The sequence below is a fragment of the Gallibacterium genomosp. 1 genome (assembly GCF_001678575.1).
In the GTDB taxonomy this organism is placed as follows: Bacteria; Pseudomonadota; Gammaproteobacteria; order Enterobacterales; family Pasteurellaceae; genus Gallibacterium.
Map to the genome: position 1 here is coordinate 99,540 of NZ_JTJP01000037.1, position 15,262 is coordinate 114,801.

Genomic DNA, 15,262 nt, shown 5'->3' on the forward strand with positions numbered 1-15,262 from the left:
GATGGGTGAAGTAGTATTACGCATTGAGAATTTGACTAAAACCTTCCCGACTAGCGGCAAATCCTTATTTAATCGAGCTTTTGATGCAGTTAGAGATATTTCATTTCAATTGGAACAAAAGCAAACATTAGCAATTATTGGCGAAAACAGTTCGGGTAAATCAACTTTGGCAAAAATGATTATGGGCATTACTGAGCCAAGCCGAGGTGAAATTTATTTTAAAAATAAATTGCTGAAATTTGGTGACTATTCATTTCGTTCTAAACATATCCGTATGTTATTCCAAGATCCGAACTCAACATTTAATACACATTTAAATGTGGGACAGACATTAGATTTACCGTTAAGATTAGCAACACCGCTTTCGGAACGCGAGCGGAATCGGAAAATTTTTCATACATTACGTTTAGTCGGGTTATCACCGAATCATACCAATATTCGTTTCAGTGATTTAACGATCAGTCAAAAACAACGGGTAGCACTGGCAAGAACAGTAATTTTAGAGCCGGAAGTTATTATTGTCGATGATGCACTTAATTTTCTTGACTCTTTAGTACGCGCTCAATTAATTAATTTATTACTGAAATTACAGGAACAATTAGGTATCGCTTATATTTATATTGGGCAAAATATTGGAATTATTAAACATATTTCTGATCAATTATTAGTGTTGCAGGATGGGCAAATCATTGAATATGGAGATACATTAGAAATAATTTCTGATCCACAGACCGAATATACCAAACGATTATTGCAACAATAAAGGCGTGCTAATTTGAACACGCCTTGATTTTTGGAATTAAAGTTTATTTATTTTCTGAATTTTGCTTAATAATTTCTACTGCTTTTTCAGGAAAATTAATATCCAGTTGATTAAACGGAATATCGATACCAGCTTCATCAAACTCTAATTTTACTTTTTCCATAATATCAAAATGTACACCCCAGTAATCAGCAGTTTTTACCCAAGGACGAACAAATAACTGAACACTACTTGCCGCTAATGCACCCACTGCGATTAATGGTGCTGGTTCTTTTAATACACGAGGTTCTTCTTGCAAACAACGTGCAATAATTTCTTTTGCTTTGGTAATATCCGATTCGTAAGAAATATCAAAAATAAAGTCAATACGGCGAGTCGAATTTAAAGAATAATTGGTAATTTTTTGTGTGAAAATTTGATTATTCGGCACTAATACAGTTTTATTATCTCCAGTTCTTAGTTCCAGCATTAATAAACCAATTTGTGTTACTGTTCCGGAACCACTGGCAACTTCGATAAAGTCCCCTTTACGGAAAGGTTTAAATATCAAAATCATCACACCAGCAGCAAAATTTTGCAGTGAATTTTGTAGGGATAAACCGATAGCTAAACCGGCAGCACCAATTAATGCTACCAAAGAGGTAGTATTAATGCCTAGTTGAGAGAGTGATGCGATTACTACAATTAATAATAAAGCAAAATAGGCAATTGATCGAATAAATTCACTTAACATCTCATCTTTTACTGTGCGAAGAATCATTGTTGCTAATAATTTACTAATAAATTTTGCTAGTCGCTTCCCAACCAAGAAAATAACGATAGCTAATAAAATTTTAATTGAATAAGGAACAATCCAGCCATTAAAAATATTAAGTAAATGTCGTTCATCTAATAATGAATGCCAATCAACATTTTGTAAATCTAAAGCATTGCTAACTTGATTGTTAACATGTTCTGTATTTTGTGACATAGCTTCTCCTGTTAATTGATAAAAGGAAACTATTATAATGAGATAATTTAAAAAATTAAAGAATGAGATTTATAAGAAAATATGATTTTTAGTAATCATTATTATAATTTTTGTCAGTATGTCATTAGAAAATAGGTTTGATATTTAATAACTAAAAATAATTTTTATAATAATAAAGATGGAAAATTTCCCATCTTTATTTGATTTGATTATTAGAACATTGTTGTATCTTGGAATAATCCTACTTTTAGATCAGTCGCAGTATAAATAATACGACCGTCAACTTCTACTTCTCCGTCTGCTAATCCCATAATTAGTTTGCGGTTAATTACACGTTTTAAATGGATGCGATAAGTTACCTTTTGAGCAGTAGGCAAAATTTGTCCAGTGAATTTTACTTCACCTACTCCTAATGCTCGTCCTTTACCTTCACCACCGATCCACCCTAAGAAGAAACCGACTAATTGCCACATTGCATCTAAACCTAAGCAGCCGGGCATTACGGGATCGCCAATAAAATGACAACCGAAAAATGGTAAATCTGGGCGTATATCAAGTTCAGCTTCAATATAACCTTTGCCAAATCGACCTTTATATTCATCCATTTCGACAATACGATCCATCATTAACATTGATGGTGCTGGTAGTTGCGGTCCTTTTTCGCCGAATAATTCGCCTCGACCGGAAGCTAATAAGTCTTCATAATTAAATGATTTCTGAGCGGTAAAATTTCTTTTTTGTGTACTTGTGTTAGGCATACTGATCTCCTGCGATATGCATAAAAAGATTTTTCCAAAAAGGGAAAACGAGATGTGAACTATTTTAGCAAGGAAAAATACTTTTTAAAATAGCTTACATCTGTTAGCTGAATGGTCGGATCAGTTTTTGTTCGTTTTATGCTTTTTTCATCGCACTTAACCAGGAAAACCACTTTGAGCAACCTGATTTATGTTCTGATTTTTGTTCGATATTCTGCAAAATGAGTTGATTTAACGGACGATTATCGGTGTGATAAATTTTATCCGGCATTTCGATTAAATCACGTTGTAATAAAATTTGTAATGCTTGTGCCGCATCCTCCACAATCCAAAGATGGAATTGTTGATTTCTCACCGCATCAATCACTTCTTGATTTAGGCTGAGTTGATTGCAGACAACGGCAGGAATAATAACGCCTTGGCGACCATTTAAACCACGTTGTTGGCAAATGGCGAAGAAGCCTTCAATTTTTTGATTGACGCCGCCAACAGCGTGAACTAAGCCGAATTGATCGATAGCGCCTGTTACCGAGATATTTTGCGGTAACGGTAATTCGGCAAGCGCACTGACAAGCACACATAACATGGCTAATGAGGCACTGTCGCCGTCAATTTCAGTGTACGACTGTTCAAAAACCAGTGAAGCGGAGAAGGGAAGTTGACTCGGTAATTGCAAAATATTGCTTAAACAAGATTGTGCAATCATCATTCCTTTACTGTGAATATTGCCGGCCAATTCATTTTTGCGATCAACATCGACAATTTCACCTCCTTCGCCGATTTGCACTAAACAACTGATACGGGACGGTTCACCGAAACTATAAGGAACACCCGGATATTCAATCACGGATAGGCCATTGATTTGTCCGATTTCTTCGCCCTCAGTGTCGATGTAAACCTGTTCAGCAAGAATGCTTTGATAACTGCGTTGCTGCAACAGATCGCGTTGATAACACTGTTGCTGATAGAATTGTTCCACCATTTCCGCATTAATGATGTTATCGTTGCTGTTTGCTTGATAACTTAATGCACCTTTCAGAATAGTGATAAGCTGTGTTGGTGAATTGGCGATTAAATGCCGATCTTCACTTTCTCTGGTCAGCCATTGATAAATCCGATTAATGGCGGAAAGATCGAGTTCACATTGCAGCTCATTTTGTGCCAAATTGCATAGATAGCTTGTCCATTGTTGCTGCTGTGCTTGATCTTCAATGTCCGTATAAGCGGCAATTTCAGCATAATCTGCTAATTGATAAAGATCGGTCTGAAAAGTTTCAAATTCGGCAAGATTATCTCGACTGCCTACAATAATTAATTTTAATTTCAATGGCATCGGCGGAATAACGCAGATTTGACGCTGTAAAATATCATCCAATTGCCAATGAAATTGTTGCTGTTGCAGAATGCTTAATAAACGTTGCCAAAGGTCAAACTGAGAGAGTAACTGCGCAGCAGACAAAATGAGGATACCACCGTTCACTTGGTGAATTAAACCCGGTATCAGTTGGATTTTATTACTGTTAACCAGTTGCAACACTTGCCCAAAAAGATATTGTGGAGAGAGATAATCGGCACATTTCACCCAATACCGTTGAGCAAAGTTATCTTGTACGGATTGCGCCGGACGCATCTCAATTGTCGGAAAATCATTGGCATCAGGCTGCTGAAATTGGTAATGCACGCCATTCACTGTTACAGGTTTATCGGCAAAATAATGCTCTATTAAATAGTGTTGCAGTCTTAGCAAATCGACAAACTGCTCTTCGCCTTTTAGCACTAAAATTGCATTGCTATTTTGTGCCAGCCAATTATCAATAGCGGCAGTGGCTCTTGGCTGAAGATCCCAAAAAGTTTGTTGCGGCTCTACAGATTGTTGAGAAAAAGAGAAGGTAGGTGCCAATGCTTGCCATTTTAGTTTTAATAAATCCATAATCGTTCTCATAATAAATTTAACCGGCAAATTATACACAAAAGTACTTATAACTTCTTTCTTGATTAAGTGTTCCGCTGAAAAATCCTACAATAGATGGAATCATTCTAAATTGATACTGCGAATGTATTTGCTTTTTGTTAAACTTTAATAACTTTTGTTGGAAGAGCAGGGATAATATATGCAACAAATTATTGAAGTAAACGAGCAAAATTTGGCAGAAGTGCTGGATATGGGGAAAACTCACCCACTGGTATTTCTGTTTTATGCACCTTCGGATCGTACTTCGCTTGATTTTGTCGCAACAATGGAACAGTTTGCTGCAAAATATGCAGGGCAGTTTATTATTGCGAAGGTTAATTGCGAAACGGAACAGATGATTGCTGCGCAATTTCGTATTCAAGCGCTGCCTACCACCTATCTTTTTAAAGATGGCGCACCGGTGGATGGTTTTCAAGGTATGTTACCAGAGGCGGAATTGGAACAACGTTTGCAAGTAATTTTGCCGAAAGAGGACGAAATCAAATTTAATCAAGCGTTGGATTATTTAGCAGTAGAAAATTATGAACAAGCATTACCGCTGTTAAAACAGGCGTGGGAACTTTCCGATAAGAAAAACAGTGAGGTTGCGCTGTTATATGCTGAAACCTATATTGCAATGAAAAAGGTTGAGCCGGCACAGGAAATTCTTAATCAGATTCCATTACAAGATAGGGATAGTCGTTGGCAAGGTTTGCAATCACAAATCGAATTATTAATTCAAGCGGCAGATACACCGGAAATTCAGCAGTTACAGCAGGATTATCAAAAAAATCCGACAGCGGAAATTGCGATTAAATTAGCGGTACAACTGCATCAAGCGAATCGTAATGAAGAAGCATTGAATTTGTTATTATCAATTTTACAAAAAGATCTAAATGCTGAAGAGGGAGAGGTTAAACGTCAATATTTGGCGATTTTATCAGCTTTAGGAAATAGTGATCCGTTAACGAATAAATATCGTCGGTTAGTATATTCATTGTTGTATTAACGGCGTTTTTGTAAGAACAAGAGTAGAGGCAAAAAATGGAAACAAAACATAGTAAATTATTAATTTTAGGTTCCGGCCCAGCAGGTTACACTGCTGCAATTTATGCAGCGCGTGCAAATTTAAAACCAGTATTGGTAACCGGTTTACAACAAGGTGGACAATTAACTACAACCAATGAAATTGAAAATTGGCCAGGTGATGCAGGTGAAACCACAGGCCCCGAATTAATGCAAAGAATGTTGGAACACGCTGAAAAATTTGAAGCAGAAATTGTGTTCGATCATATTAATAAAGTTGATCTCGCCAAGCGTCCATTCACTTTATATGGTGATAGCCAAACATTTACTTGTGATGCCCTAATTATTGCTACTGGAGCATCGGCAAAATATTTAGGCTTACCATCGGAAGAGAATTATAAAGGTCGCGGTGTATCAGCTTGTGCTACTTGTGATGGTTTCTTCTATCGCAATAAGCCGGTAGCTGTGATTGGTGGTGGTAATACTGCTGTAGAAGAGGCGTTATATTTAGCTAATATTGCGTCCACTGTACATTTAGTGCATCGTCGTGATGAATTTCGTAGCGAAAAAATTCTCTTGGATCGTCTAATGAAGAAGGTGGAAGAAGGGAAAATCGTGTTGCACACTAATCGTACTTTAGCGGAGGTTTGTGGGGACAATATGGGGGTTACTCACTTACAGTTAAAAGACACACAATCTGAACAACAAGAAACTTTGAGTGTAGATGGTGTTTTTGTAGCGATTGGTCACGCACCGAATACCGATATTTTTGCTGGTCAATTAGCGTTAAATAATGGTTATATTGTGGTGAAATCAGGCTTACAAGGCAATGCAACTGCTACTTCCGTTGAGGGGGTATTTGCTGCCGGCGATGTGATGGATCAACATTATCGTCAAGCAATTACTTCAGCGGGAACCGGATGTATGGCAGCGTTGGATGCTGAACGTTATCTTGATGCACAATCAGCGAAAGGTGCTTAATGATGTCATTCTCCTCAATCTTTTGAGGGGATTTTGTTTCTCTTTTTGTCTTTAAACCGTTATGGAAAAATCACGCCAAAAGCAATTACAAAACTGGTTAAAACAGCAAAATAAACTGATTCGCAAGCCTTTAAGATTAAACCTTCTATTTGCGATTATTTCAACAATTCTATTAGTTGTTCAAACTTGGTTATTGGCAGGATTACTGCACGACCTCATTATTGCACAGTTACCGCGTGAACAGCTTTTACCTTCATTTATTGTATTGCCGATTATTTTTCTTGTTAGGGCAGGGTTGCTTTATGCTCGAGAGAAAGTTGGCTTTTACAGCGGGAAATTGTTACGTCAGCATTTACGCCAACAGATTTTAAATAAATTACAACAAGTCGGACCGGCAACATTGGCTTATAGACCGGTAGGTAGTTGGGCAACACTGGCTTTGGAGCAGGTAGAGAATCTACATAATTTTTATGCGCGTTATTTACCTCAACAATATTTGTCGGTTGCGGCACCATTGATCCTATTGATCGCTATTTTTCCGGTAAATTGGGCGGCAGGTTTGATTTTATTGTTGACGGCACCATTGATTCCTATTTTTATGGCGTTGGTGGGTATGAAGGCAGCGGAAGCCAATCAGCGTAATATCACTATGCTTTCTCGCCTAAGTGGTCAATTTTTAGATCGTTTACAGGGATTGGAAAATTTACGTATTTTTAACCGAACGCATCAACAGACGGAACAAATTGAAGATAGTACTGAAGATTTCCGTGAAACAACGATGGATGTATTGAAAATCGCTTTTCTCTCTTCAGCAGTACTTGAATTTTTCACTTCAATTTCTATTGCCTTGACGGCAGTTTATTTCGGTTTCAGTTATTTAGGTCAAATCGAATTCGGTAGTTATGATACGGGGGTAACATTGTTTGCAGGCTTTTTCTGCTTGATTTTAGCTCCGGAGTTTTATCAACCATTGCGTGATCTCGGCACTTATTATCACGACAAAGCGGCTGCAATTGGGGCAGCAGATACAATAGAAGAGTTCCTTACTCAGGATTTTTTAATCGCACAGCAAGGAAGTGAAACAATTAATAGCAACACGATTCATATCGAAGCAAAAGCGTTAGAGGTGTTGTCTCCGGCAGGTAAGGCATTGACTAAACCATTAACTTTCACCATTAATGCAGGTGAAAATATCGCATTGGTAGGGCAAAGCGGTGCTGGAAAAACCTCACTGATGAATGTGTTATTGGGATTTTTACCTTATCGAGGAAGTTTATTGATTAATGGTATTGAACTGAATCAACTGGATTTGAATGTATGGCGACAAAAACTGGCTTGGGTTGGGCAAAATCCATTATTGTTGCAAGGCACGATTCGTGAAAATTTATGTCTTGCTAATCAGAATGCTAGCAATGAACAACTCAAATCTGCTTTGCAACAGGCTTATGTTGAAGAACTGATCCCTTTATTGGATAAACCATTACAGGATGGTGGTTTTGGGGTATCAGTTGGGCAAGCACAACGTTTAGCGGTGGCAAGAGCGTTATTGAAGCAGGATACGCCATTATTGCTATTGGACGAGCCGACCGCCAGTTTGGATGCCCGTTCTGAGAATCAGGTGTTGAACAGTTTACAACAATTAGGCAAAGCGAAAACTACATTAATGATCACCCATCGCATTGAGGATTTGAAACAATCCGATAGTATTTTAGTGATGCAAGCAGGGGAAATTGTGCAACAGGGACAATTTACTCAGTTACAACATCAAGGATTTTTTGCTGAATTATTGGCACAACGACAAACGGAAGTGAATTAAGGATAAAGTGATGCGATCATTATTACCATTTTTAGCGATGTTTAAACATTCACCGGCACGTTTGGTGTTAGGCATTATTTTGATGTTGACCGGTTTGGCGGCGAGTATTGGTTTATTAACTCTTTCCGGCTGGTTCTTAGCTGCAGCGGCTATTGCCGGCGTGTCGTTAATGTTTAATTTTTTCTATCCCTCTGCCGGAGTAAGGGGATTGGCGGTTGGACGTACGGTGGCACGTTATTTTGAGAAAATAGTAACCCACGATGTGACCTTTGAAATTTTGGCAAAATTACGTGTAATGATTTTTTCCAAAATTATTCCGTTAAGTCCGGCAGTGTTGAGCCGTTATCGTAATAGCGAATTATTGAATCGGTTAGTAGCGGATGTGGATACGCTGGATACCCTTTATTTACGGTTGTTTGCACCGTTCGTCAGTGCAGTTTTGATGATTCTTTTTATCGGCATTGGCTTAAGTTTTCTCGATAAAACTATTGCCTGTTTCATTGCAAGCACGCTTTTATTGTTATTAGTGGTGTTACCAACCATTTTTTATCGTTTGGGTAGAAAGTTCGGGGCAAAACTGACGGCAACCCGAGCGCAATACCGCAGTCAATTTGTTGAATATATCCAAGCTCAAGCTGAATTATTGCTGTTTAATGCCAGCGATAATTTAAAACAACAATTAGCAACAACAGAAAAAAGTTGGTTGCAATATCAACAAAAAGAGGCACAGTTATCAGGCTTGTCCAGTGCGATTTTGTTGTTTATCAATGGCTTAATGATTGTTTGCACATTATGGATGGCGGCAGCAACGCCAATGGGCAATGATGAATTTAAATTGGCATTGATTGCCTTGGTCACTTTTTCTGCGTTAGCCTCGTTTGAAATTTTAATGCCGATTGGTGCGGCATTCTTACACTTAGGGCAGGTTATTGCTTCGGCGGAACGTGTAAATGATATTATTACGCAGCAGCCGTTAGTCACATTTGACGGCAACCTTGAACAAATCAACCTAAGCCACACAGATAAATTATTAACATTTCAAGATGTTCATTTTCATTATCCGGATCGTACCGAACAGGCGTTATCAGGCATTAATCTCACTTTCACCGCACAACAAAAAATAGCCATTTTGGGAAAAACCGGTAGTGGTAAATCAACATTATTGCAGCTTCTGATTCGTAATTATGATGCAACACAGGGGCAAATTTTGTTGGCAGGTGAACCGATAGCGGCTTATAGTGAGCCAACATTGCGTTCACAGATGATCCTACTGACACAACGTGTTCATATTTTTAGTGATACGTTACGTCAAAATTTGTTACTGGCAAATCCTAATGCCGATGATCAAAAGCTTAATGAGGTGATTAAGCAAGTGGGGTTAGAGTATCTGCTTGAACAAGAGCAGGGGTTGGATAGCTGGCTTGGTGATGGTGGCAGAACGTTATCTGGTGGTGAACAACGCCGTTTGGGGATTGCACGAGTTTTATTATCATCTGCTCCGATAATTTTATTAGATGAACCGACGGAGGGCTTGGATCGTGAAACGGAACGTCATATTCTTGCCCTGTTATTGCAACACTGCCGAGATAAAACATTGATTATGGTGACCCACCGGTTAAGCGGTTTGGAACAGTTTGATCAACTTGTAGTAATGGATAATGCCCAAGTGGTTGAGCAAGGCGATTTCCAAACGTTGGCAAGTCGTCAGGAAACCATTTTTTATAAATTATTAAACCGAATTAATGAAAATTAAATAATGCTAAAAGGCGCGTACCAACGCGCTTTTTGGTTATTGGGAGTTTGGTATGAAACAAAAAGATTATCTTACTTCATCTAATTTACAGACGATTTTACATTCTAAACGGGCTAATCTTTATTAAACTTACTGCTGAATAAGCAGAATTGAGAAAGGTGCCGATCAAAAAAGCTGCACCTTTTTTCATCGGTGCAGCAATAGGTTAGTGACTGGAGGTTATTATTCTAAACGTTCGCCGTGAGAAACAAGGTCTAAACCTTGGCGTTCTTCATCGGTTGAAACGCGGATGTCTGTAAATTTGCTCATTACCCAAAGGATGATGACAGACATTACACTACTGTAGATTAAAGTAATTACGACACTTTCTACTTGAGCCAATACGCTGGCATCGCCGCCGGTAATATCGGTTGAAACAAAGACACCTGTCAATACCGCACCTACAATACCGCCGATACCGTGAATCCCGAATGCATCCAGCGAATCATCATAGCCTAATTTGTATTTAATTTTGGTGACTGCCACGAAGCAGAATACACTGGTAATTAAGCCGATTAACACTGCACTTTGTGCGGAGACGAAACCTGCTGCCGGGGTAATACCAACTAATCCTGCCACTGCGCCGGATGCCAAACCTAATGCGGACGGTTTATGTTTGTTGATTACTTCGCAAAGCATCCAAGTTAATGCGGCAACTGCGGCAGCAATTTGTGTGGTGGCTAATGCCATTCCGGCACGGCTGTCGGCAGCAAGGGCAGAACCAGCGTTAAAACCGAACCAACCAATCCAAAGCATCGCACAACCGATTAAGGTTAATGTAAGGTTGTATGGAGGCATTGCATCTTTGCCATAACCAATACGTTTGCCGATAAAGAGCGCAGCACATAATCCAGCAACACCGGCGTTAATATGGATAACGGTTCCACCTGCGTAGTCGAGAACACCGTCTTCCGCTAACCAACCGCCGATACTCCATACCCAGTGGGCAGTCGGGACGTAAACCAATAATGTCCAGATTCCGACAAAAACCAAAACCGCACCAAATTTAATTCTTTCAGCAAAAGCACCGGTAATAATCGCGCCGGCAATGATGGCGAACGCCATTTGGAATACCATAAATACTGATTCCGGAATTGAGCCTGCACCCGGATAAATAGTGAGTTTTTCTTGTTCAGTAAAAACGTTTAATCCGTTTAGGAATAGGCGATCTAAGCCACCAATAAAGGCGTTGTTCGGTGTAAAGGCTAAACTGTATCCGCAGACTAACCAAATCACTGCTACTAAGCAGCAAACAGCGAAACTTTGTACCATTGTGGCAAGGATATTTTTCTTACGAACCATTCCGGCATAAAAGAGTGCTAACCCCGGAATAGTCATAAATAGCACTAAAATGGCGGCTAACATAACCCAAGCGGTATCTCCGGCACTGATGGCGGAGATTGGTTGTATCCAATCAGTAAGTTCTGCGTGAGCCGTGATTGGCAGGAATGCCAATAACCAACGATATTTTTTCATTTTCATTTCCCCTAAGTGTGTTGTGTTTGCATTATTGAATGAATTTAGAGTGCATCATCTCCGGTTTCTCGTGTGCGAATACGGACAACTTGTTCAAGTGGCAATACAAAAATTTTGCCATCGCCGACACGACCGGTTTGGGCGGCTTCCACAATGGTTTCAATCACGTTTTCCACTAAATCATCGCCGACAGCAATATCGATCTGAATTTTTGGTAAAAAGTCGATGGTATATTCGCTGCCACGATAAATTTCAGTATGCCCTTTTTGGCGACCGAAACCTTTGACTTCACTAACCGTGATACCGTGTACACCAATGTCGGTCAAGGCTTCACGAACTTCATCCAAACGGAACGGTTGAATAATTGCACTAACGAGTTTCATAACTTTCTCCTGTATGTTTTTATAAGAATCTATGTAGTAAGTGTGATTTTTTCTAACAAACTCTAATTTTTATTAGATGTTTTTTATAAAAATCAGCTTTTATTTAAATTGTGTATAGATAATAAAATTAAAAATTAGATGGTGTCAAACAATTTTTTATAATTTTTGTAAAAAAATTAAGATATCACGATTTTTTCTGTTTAATCGTTATAAGATCTGCTTAAAGGGTATGTTTTTATTAAAAATATGGCTTTTAAGTTGAAAACGTTATAGATTAATGTCGATACAGGCGCAAAAAAGAGGAGAAGCAAAATGAATCAAGTACAAAAAATCACCCTATTCCCAATCAAATCGACACAGCCCTATTTTGTGCAACAAGCGTATGTACAGCCGCACGGTTTGAATTTTGATCGTGAATTTATGTTGACGGATGTTAATGGAAAATTTATTACTGCGCGTAAGCACGGTGCCTTATATCAACTTTCTGCATTTCCGGTGGCTCAAGGGTTGATTGTGCGTCATTGTGATGGTTCGCAAATTGTAGTACGTTATCGTGATTTTAATGTGCAGGAAAGCTGTGAAGTGTGGGGAACGCATTTCCCTTCATTTGTTGCGCCGGCGCATATTAATCGTTGGTTTAGCGAAAAACTGCAGGAAGAGGTGGTATTACGTTGGTTAGGGGAAGTGGATCAACGTTTTGTGAAAAAAATGCCTGAAAATAGTGTTTCATTCGCGGATGGTTACCCATTGTTGTTGGCTACTCAACGTTCTTTTGATGCGGTACAGGCAGCGTGCCCAACAGCAATTAGTATTGATCAATTTCGTGCTAATTTGGTGGTAACGGGCGAGGAGGCATTTGCTGAAGAGCAGTGGTTAAAAATTAAGATTGGTGAAGTGGAATTTTTCCACGCCAAGCCATCATCTCGTTGCATTTTAACAACCAGAAATTTGCAAAGTGGAGAATTGGATGCAAAATGCGAGCCTTTCCGTACTTTAAAGAAAATGCATACCAATGCTGATGGTGAGCCGTTATTTGGTATTAATTTGGTGCCGTTGAATAGTGGCGTAGTGCGAGTCGGGGATAAAGTGACAGTGTTACAATATTGTGCAGAATAAAATGTTTGTAAAAGAAATGTTAAAGGATTAAGATAAAATCATACTTTCCTAAATCCTAAAATGATACAGCATTATGATTACACTCCGTTCTCGAGAATTCTATTTTGCCAGTGCAGCACTGGCATTCTCTTCTTTCTTAGTGTTCTGTAATTTATATTCAGCACAACCGATTCTGGCAGAGTTTGCGAAAACTTATCAGGTGTCGATTACTCTGTCGAATTGGATCTTTGCCGGTGCTTCATTAGGGTTAAGTTTGAGTTTAATTCCGTGGGCTTTATTGGCGGATCGTTTCGGACGGCGACTAATGATGATGATTAGCCTAATTTTAACGGCGATTTTGGGCATCATTCTTTATTTTGCTGATAGTGTCAGTAGTTGGATCACATTGCGTGTTATTCAAGGGGTAACCTTAGGCGGATTGCCGGCAGTTGCGGTGGCTTATATTAGTGAGGAATTTGAACCGCGTTCGATTACTTCGGTTGTCGGTTCATATATCGCTGCGAACTCATTAGGCGGCATTTCAGGGCGTTTATTGGGCGGGTTTCTTGCTGATCATTTCGGGCTGAATATGCCGATGCTGTTTTGCGGAATATTGGCGGTTATCGGCGCACTGCTGATTATTTATTGTTTACCTAAAGAGCAGCATTTCCAAAAGCAAACATTAGAATTTACGAATTTAAAAAATAATTTGTGCGGACATATCCGTAATCCGAAATTATGGCGAACATTTTTTATTGGAGGGTTAGGGTTCGGTGTCTTTATCAATCTGTATTCTGTAGTGAGTTTACGTCTGCTAAGCGAACCTTATAATTTTTCGACCACACAAGTTTCTTTGCTTTTCTTATGCTATTTAAGCGGCACCTTTGCCGCCAGTTTGACCGGAAAATTAACACAACGTTATTCCTCTTTACAAGGAATGTTTTTTGGCTGGTGCGTGTTGATTGTTGGGGTGTTATGGTTGTTGGTGTCATCATTGCCATTAATTATTATGGGGTTATTAATCTGTAGCGTTGGTTTTTTTACAACACACGCATTGGCAAGCGGTTGGGTCGGCAAACAGGCTAAACAGGCAAGAGCATTAGCCTCAGCGTTATATCTCTCGTTTTATTATTTCGGCTCAAGTGTTGTCGGCTTTTATCTGATTTTCTTATGGCGACATTTTGCTTGGCAGAGTGTTATTTTAGGTTCACTGGTGTTGCTAGCCTTTATTCCGTTATGTATCTGGGGAATGCGTCAGGTAGAATTGCAACAACGCCGAAAATAATTTTCTTTTATCCAAAAATATCCCAACGCAAGTTCCAATTAATTTTCTTTCTTGCGTTGGGTTGGTTGCTATTGTAATCAACGAACTAAAATTGATACTTCAAAATCGCTTCGTGATTGCAGCCGTGAGGATTGATTTCATCCACGGAAATAAATTTAAGTTGCGGATGCTCCTGTTTGATGCTATCTACCAGTGCAGCAGCGTCATAAGTTCTTGTAAAATCCTGGGGTTCTAACAGATCGATTTCAACGCCATTGAGAATAAAGTGTTGTAACGTTTTCACTAATCTGATAATGGCATTGCGATATTGCTGTTTAGGAAAAATCAAACGCAATATGCCTTCAGGAATTTCGGCATAAGGCAAGGATAAAATGGCGCGATAATGGGTTATATCCAAATCCCAATAAATATATTCTTTAATATGAGTGAGTAAGATGGGAGCAGTAATGCCAACATCGTCAGCATACCCACATTCACAGGTCAAAAGATAGCTTTTAGCTGGAGGACTTATTTTTAGAGAGGCTACTAATTCGTGAATATCCAAGACTACACAATCGTCAGCAATGTCTTGATTATAGCTGAGGAAAGCAGGTGTAGCTTGCAAGGTAATTTCAATATCATCTTCGTTCCAAAAGGTAAACATAGATGCACGAATTTTATATTTAAATTCAGTCAATAATTCAATAGGCATAATAAATCTCTTATGATTTAAATTAATTTAAATGGTACCAAAGCCTTCGATAACTATAACACTAGATATAATACAACGACTGAAATTTCATTACATCGTTTAAAAGATTTGAAATAGGCAGATTTAAAGGCGTCAGACAAATAATTATTGGGGAGGGGAGTATTGTGAAGGTTGAGTAATTTTGATTGGTGTATAGTGATATCCTAATTTTGCAGTCCTCAATAGGTGGTAAACTATCACAAAAAAGGATATTAAGATGAGAAGAACATTTAGCC

General features: G+C 38.8%; 13 protein-coding genes. 7 read left to right on the top strand and 6 right to left on the bottom strand.

Annotated elements, in window-relative coordinates; genetic code table 11:
* Position 1 precedes the first annotated feature (1 nt).
* Positions 2 to 763, top strand: coding sequence for an ATP-binding cassette domain-containing protein (locus QV04_RS07710; protein WP_065231206.1), 762 nt, complete (start codon positions 2 to 4; stop codon positions 761 to 763).
* 43 nt (positions 764 to 806) lie between these two features.
* Here QV04_RS07710 and QV04_RS07715 read toward each other — a convergent pair whose 3' ends face one another.
* The 3 genes from QV04_RS07715 to QV04_RS07725 form a co-directional block, all read right to left on the bottom strand.
* Positions 807 to 1,733, bottom strand: coding sequence for a mechanosensitive ion channel family protein (locus QV04_RS07715; RefSeq protein WP_065231207.1), 927 nt, complete (start codon positions 1,731 to 1,733; stop codon positions 807 to 809).
* Positions 1,734 to 1,945: 212 nt separating this feature from the next.
* Entirely contained in the window at positions 1,946 to 2,491 is a 546-nt protein-coding gene (gene fabA / locus QV04_RS07720; RefSeq protein WP_039135774.1) for a bifunctional 3-hydroxydecanoyl-ACP dehydratase/trans-2-decenoyl-ACP isomerase, read from the bottom strand.
* 136 nt (positions 2,492 to 2,627) lie between these two features.
* Positions 2,628 to 4,421, bottom strand: a complete 1,794-nt coding sequence (locus QV04_RS07725; protein WP_082985586.1) for an AAA family ATPase — start codon at positions 4,419 to 4,421, stop codon at positions 2,628 to 2,630.
* A 181-nt stretch (positions 4,422 to 4,602) separates the two neighbouring features.
* On the opposite strand from QV04_RS07725, the gene QV04_RS07730 reads away from it, so the two are divergent.
* The 4 genes from QV04_RS07730 to cydC all read left to right on the top strand — a co-directional run bounded on the left by QV04_RS07730 (position 4,603) and on the right by cydC (position 10,018).
* Positions 4,603 to 5,451: a co-chaperone YbbN gene (locus QV04_RS07730; RefSeq protein WP_065231208.1), complete on the top strand. Its 849-nt coding sequence runs from the start codon at positions 4,603 to 4,605 to the stop codon at positions 5,449 to 5,451.
* A gap of 35 nt (positions 5,452 to 5,486) precedes the next feature.
* Complete coding sequence (trxB, locus tag QV04_RS07735; RefSeq protein ID WP_065231209.1) at positions 5,487 to 6,449, top strand: thioredoxin-disulfide reductase; 963 nt, start codon at positions 5,487 to 5,489, stop codon at positions 6,447 to 6,449.
* A 61-nt stretch (positions 6,450 to 6,510) separates the two neighbouring features.
* Complete coding sequence (gene cydD / locus QV04_RS07740; protein WP_065231210.1) at positions 6,511 to 8,265, top strand: heme ABC transporter permease/ATP-binding protein CydD; 1,755 nt, start codon at positions 6,511 to 6,513, stop codon at positions 8,263 to 8,265.
* Positions 8,266 to 8,275: 10 nt separating this feature from the next.
* Positions 8,276 to 10,018 (top strand): heme ABC transporter ATP-binding protein/permease CydC, encoded by a 1,743-nt coding sequence (cydC, locus tag QV04_RS07745; RefSeq protein ID WP_065231211.1) that lies wholly within the window; start codon positions 8,276 to 8,278, stop codon positions 10,016 to 10,018.
* Between the two features lie 222 nt (positions 10,019 to 10,240).
* On the opposite strand, the gene QV04_RS07750 is transcribed toward cydC, so the two are convergent.
* The gene (locus QV04_RS07750; protein ID WP_065231212.1) at positions 10,241 to 11,533 is read right to left on the bottom strand and encodes an ammonium transporter; all 1,293 of its coding nucleotides are present in this window, start codon (positions 11,531 to 11,533) and stop codon (positions 10,241 to 10,243) included.
* Between the two features lie 44 nt (positions 11,534 to 11,577).
* Positions 11,578 to 11,916 carry a P-II family nitrogen regulator gene (locus tag QV04_RS07755; protein ID WP_021461778.1) on the bottom strand — a complete coding sequence of 113 codons (339 nt, stop codon included), beginning with the start codon at positions 11,914 to 11,916 and terminating at the stop codon, positions 11,578 to 11,580.
* A gap of 312 nt (positions 11,917 to 12,228) precedes the next feature.
* Here QV04_RS07755 and QV04_RS07760 point away from each other — a divergent pair, with 312 nt between their 5' ends.
* Complete coding sequence (locus tag QV04_RS07760) at positions 12,229 to 13,032, top strand: MOSC domain-containing protein (protein WP_065231213.1); 804 nt, start codon at positions 12,229 to 12,231, stop codon at positions 13,030 to 13,032.
* 73 nt (positions 13,033 to 13,105) lie between these two features.
* Positions 13,106 to 14,296: an MFS transporter gene (locus tag QV04_RS07765; protein ID WP_039092605.1), complete on the top strand. Its 1,191-nt coding sequence runs from the start codon at positions 13,106 to 13,108 to the stop codon at positions 14,294 to 14,296.
* Between the two features lie 85 nt (positions 14,297 to 14,381).
* On the opposite strand, the gene QV04_RS07770 is transcribed toward QV04_RS07765, so the two are convergent.
* On the bottom strand, positions 14,382 to 14,987 hold the full coding sequence (locus tag QV04_RS07770; RefSeq protein WP_065231214.1) for a hypothetical protein: 606 nt from the start codon (positions 14,985 to 14,987) through the stop codon (positions 14,382 to 14,384).
* Positions 14,988 to 15,262: the final 275 nt, after the last annotated feature.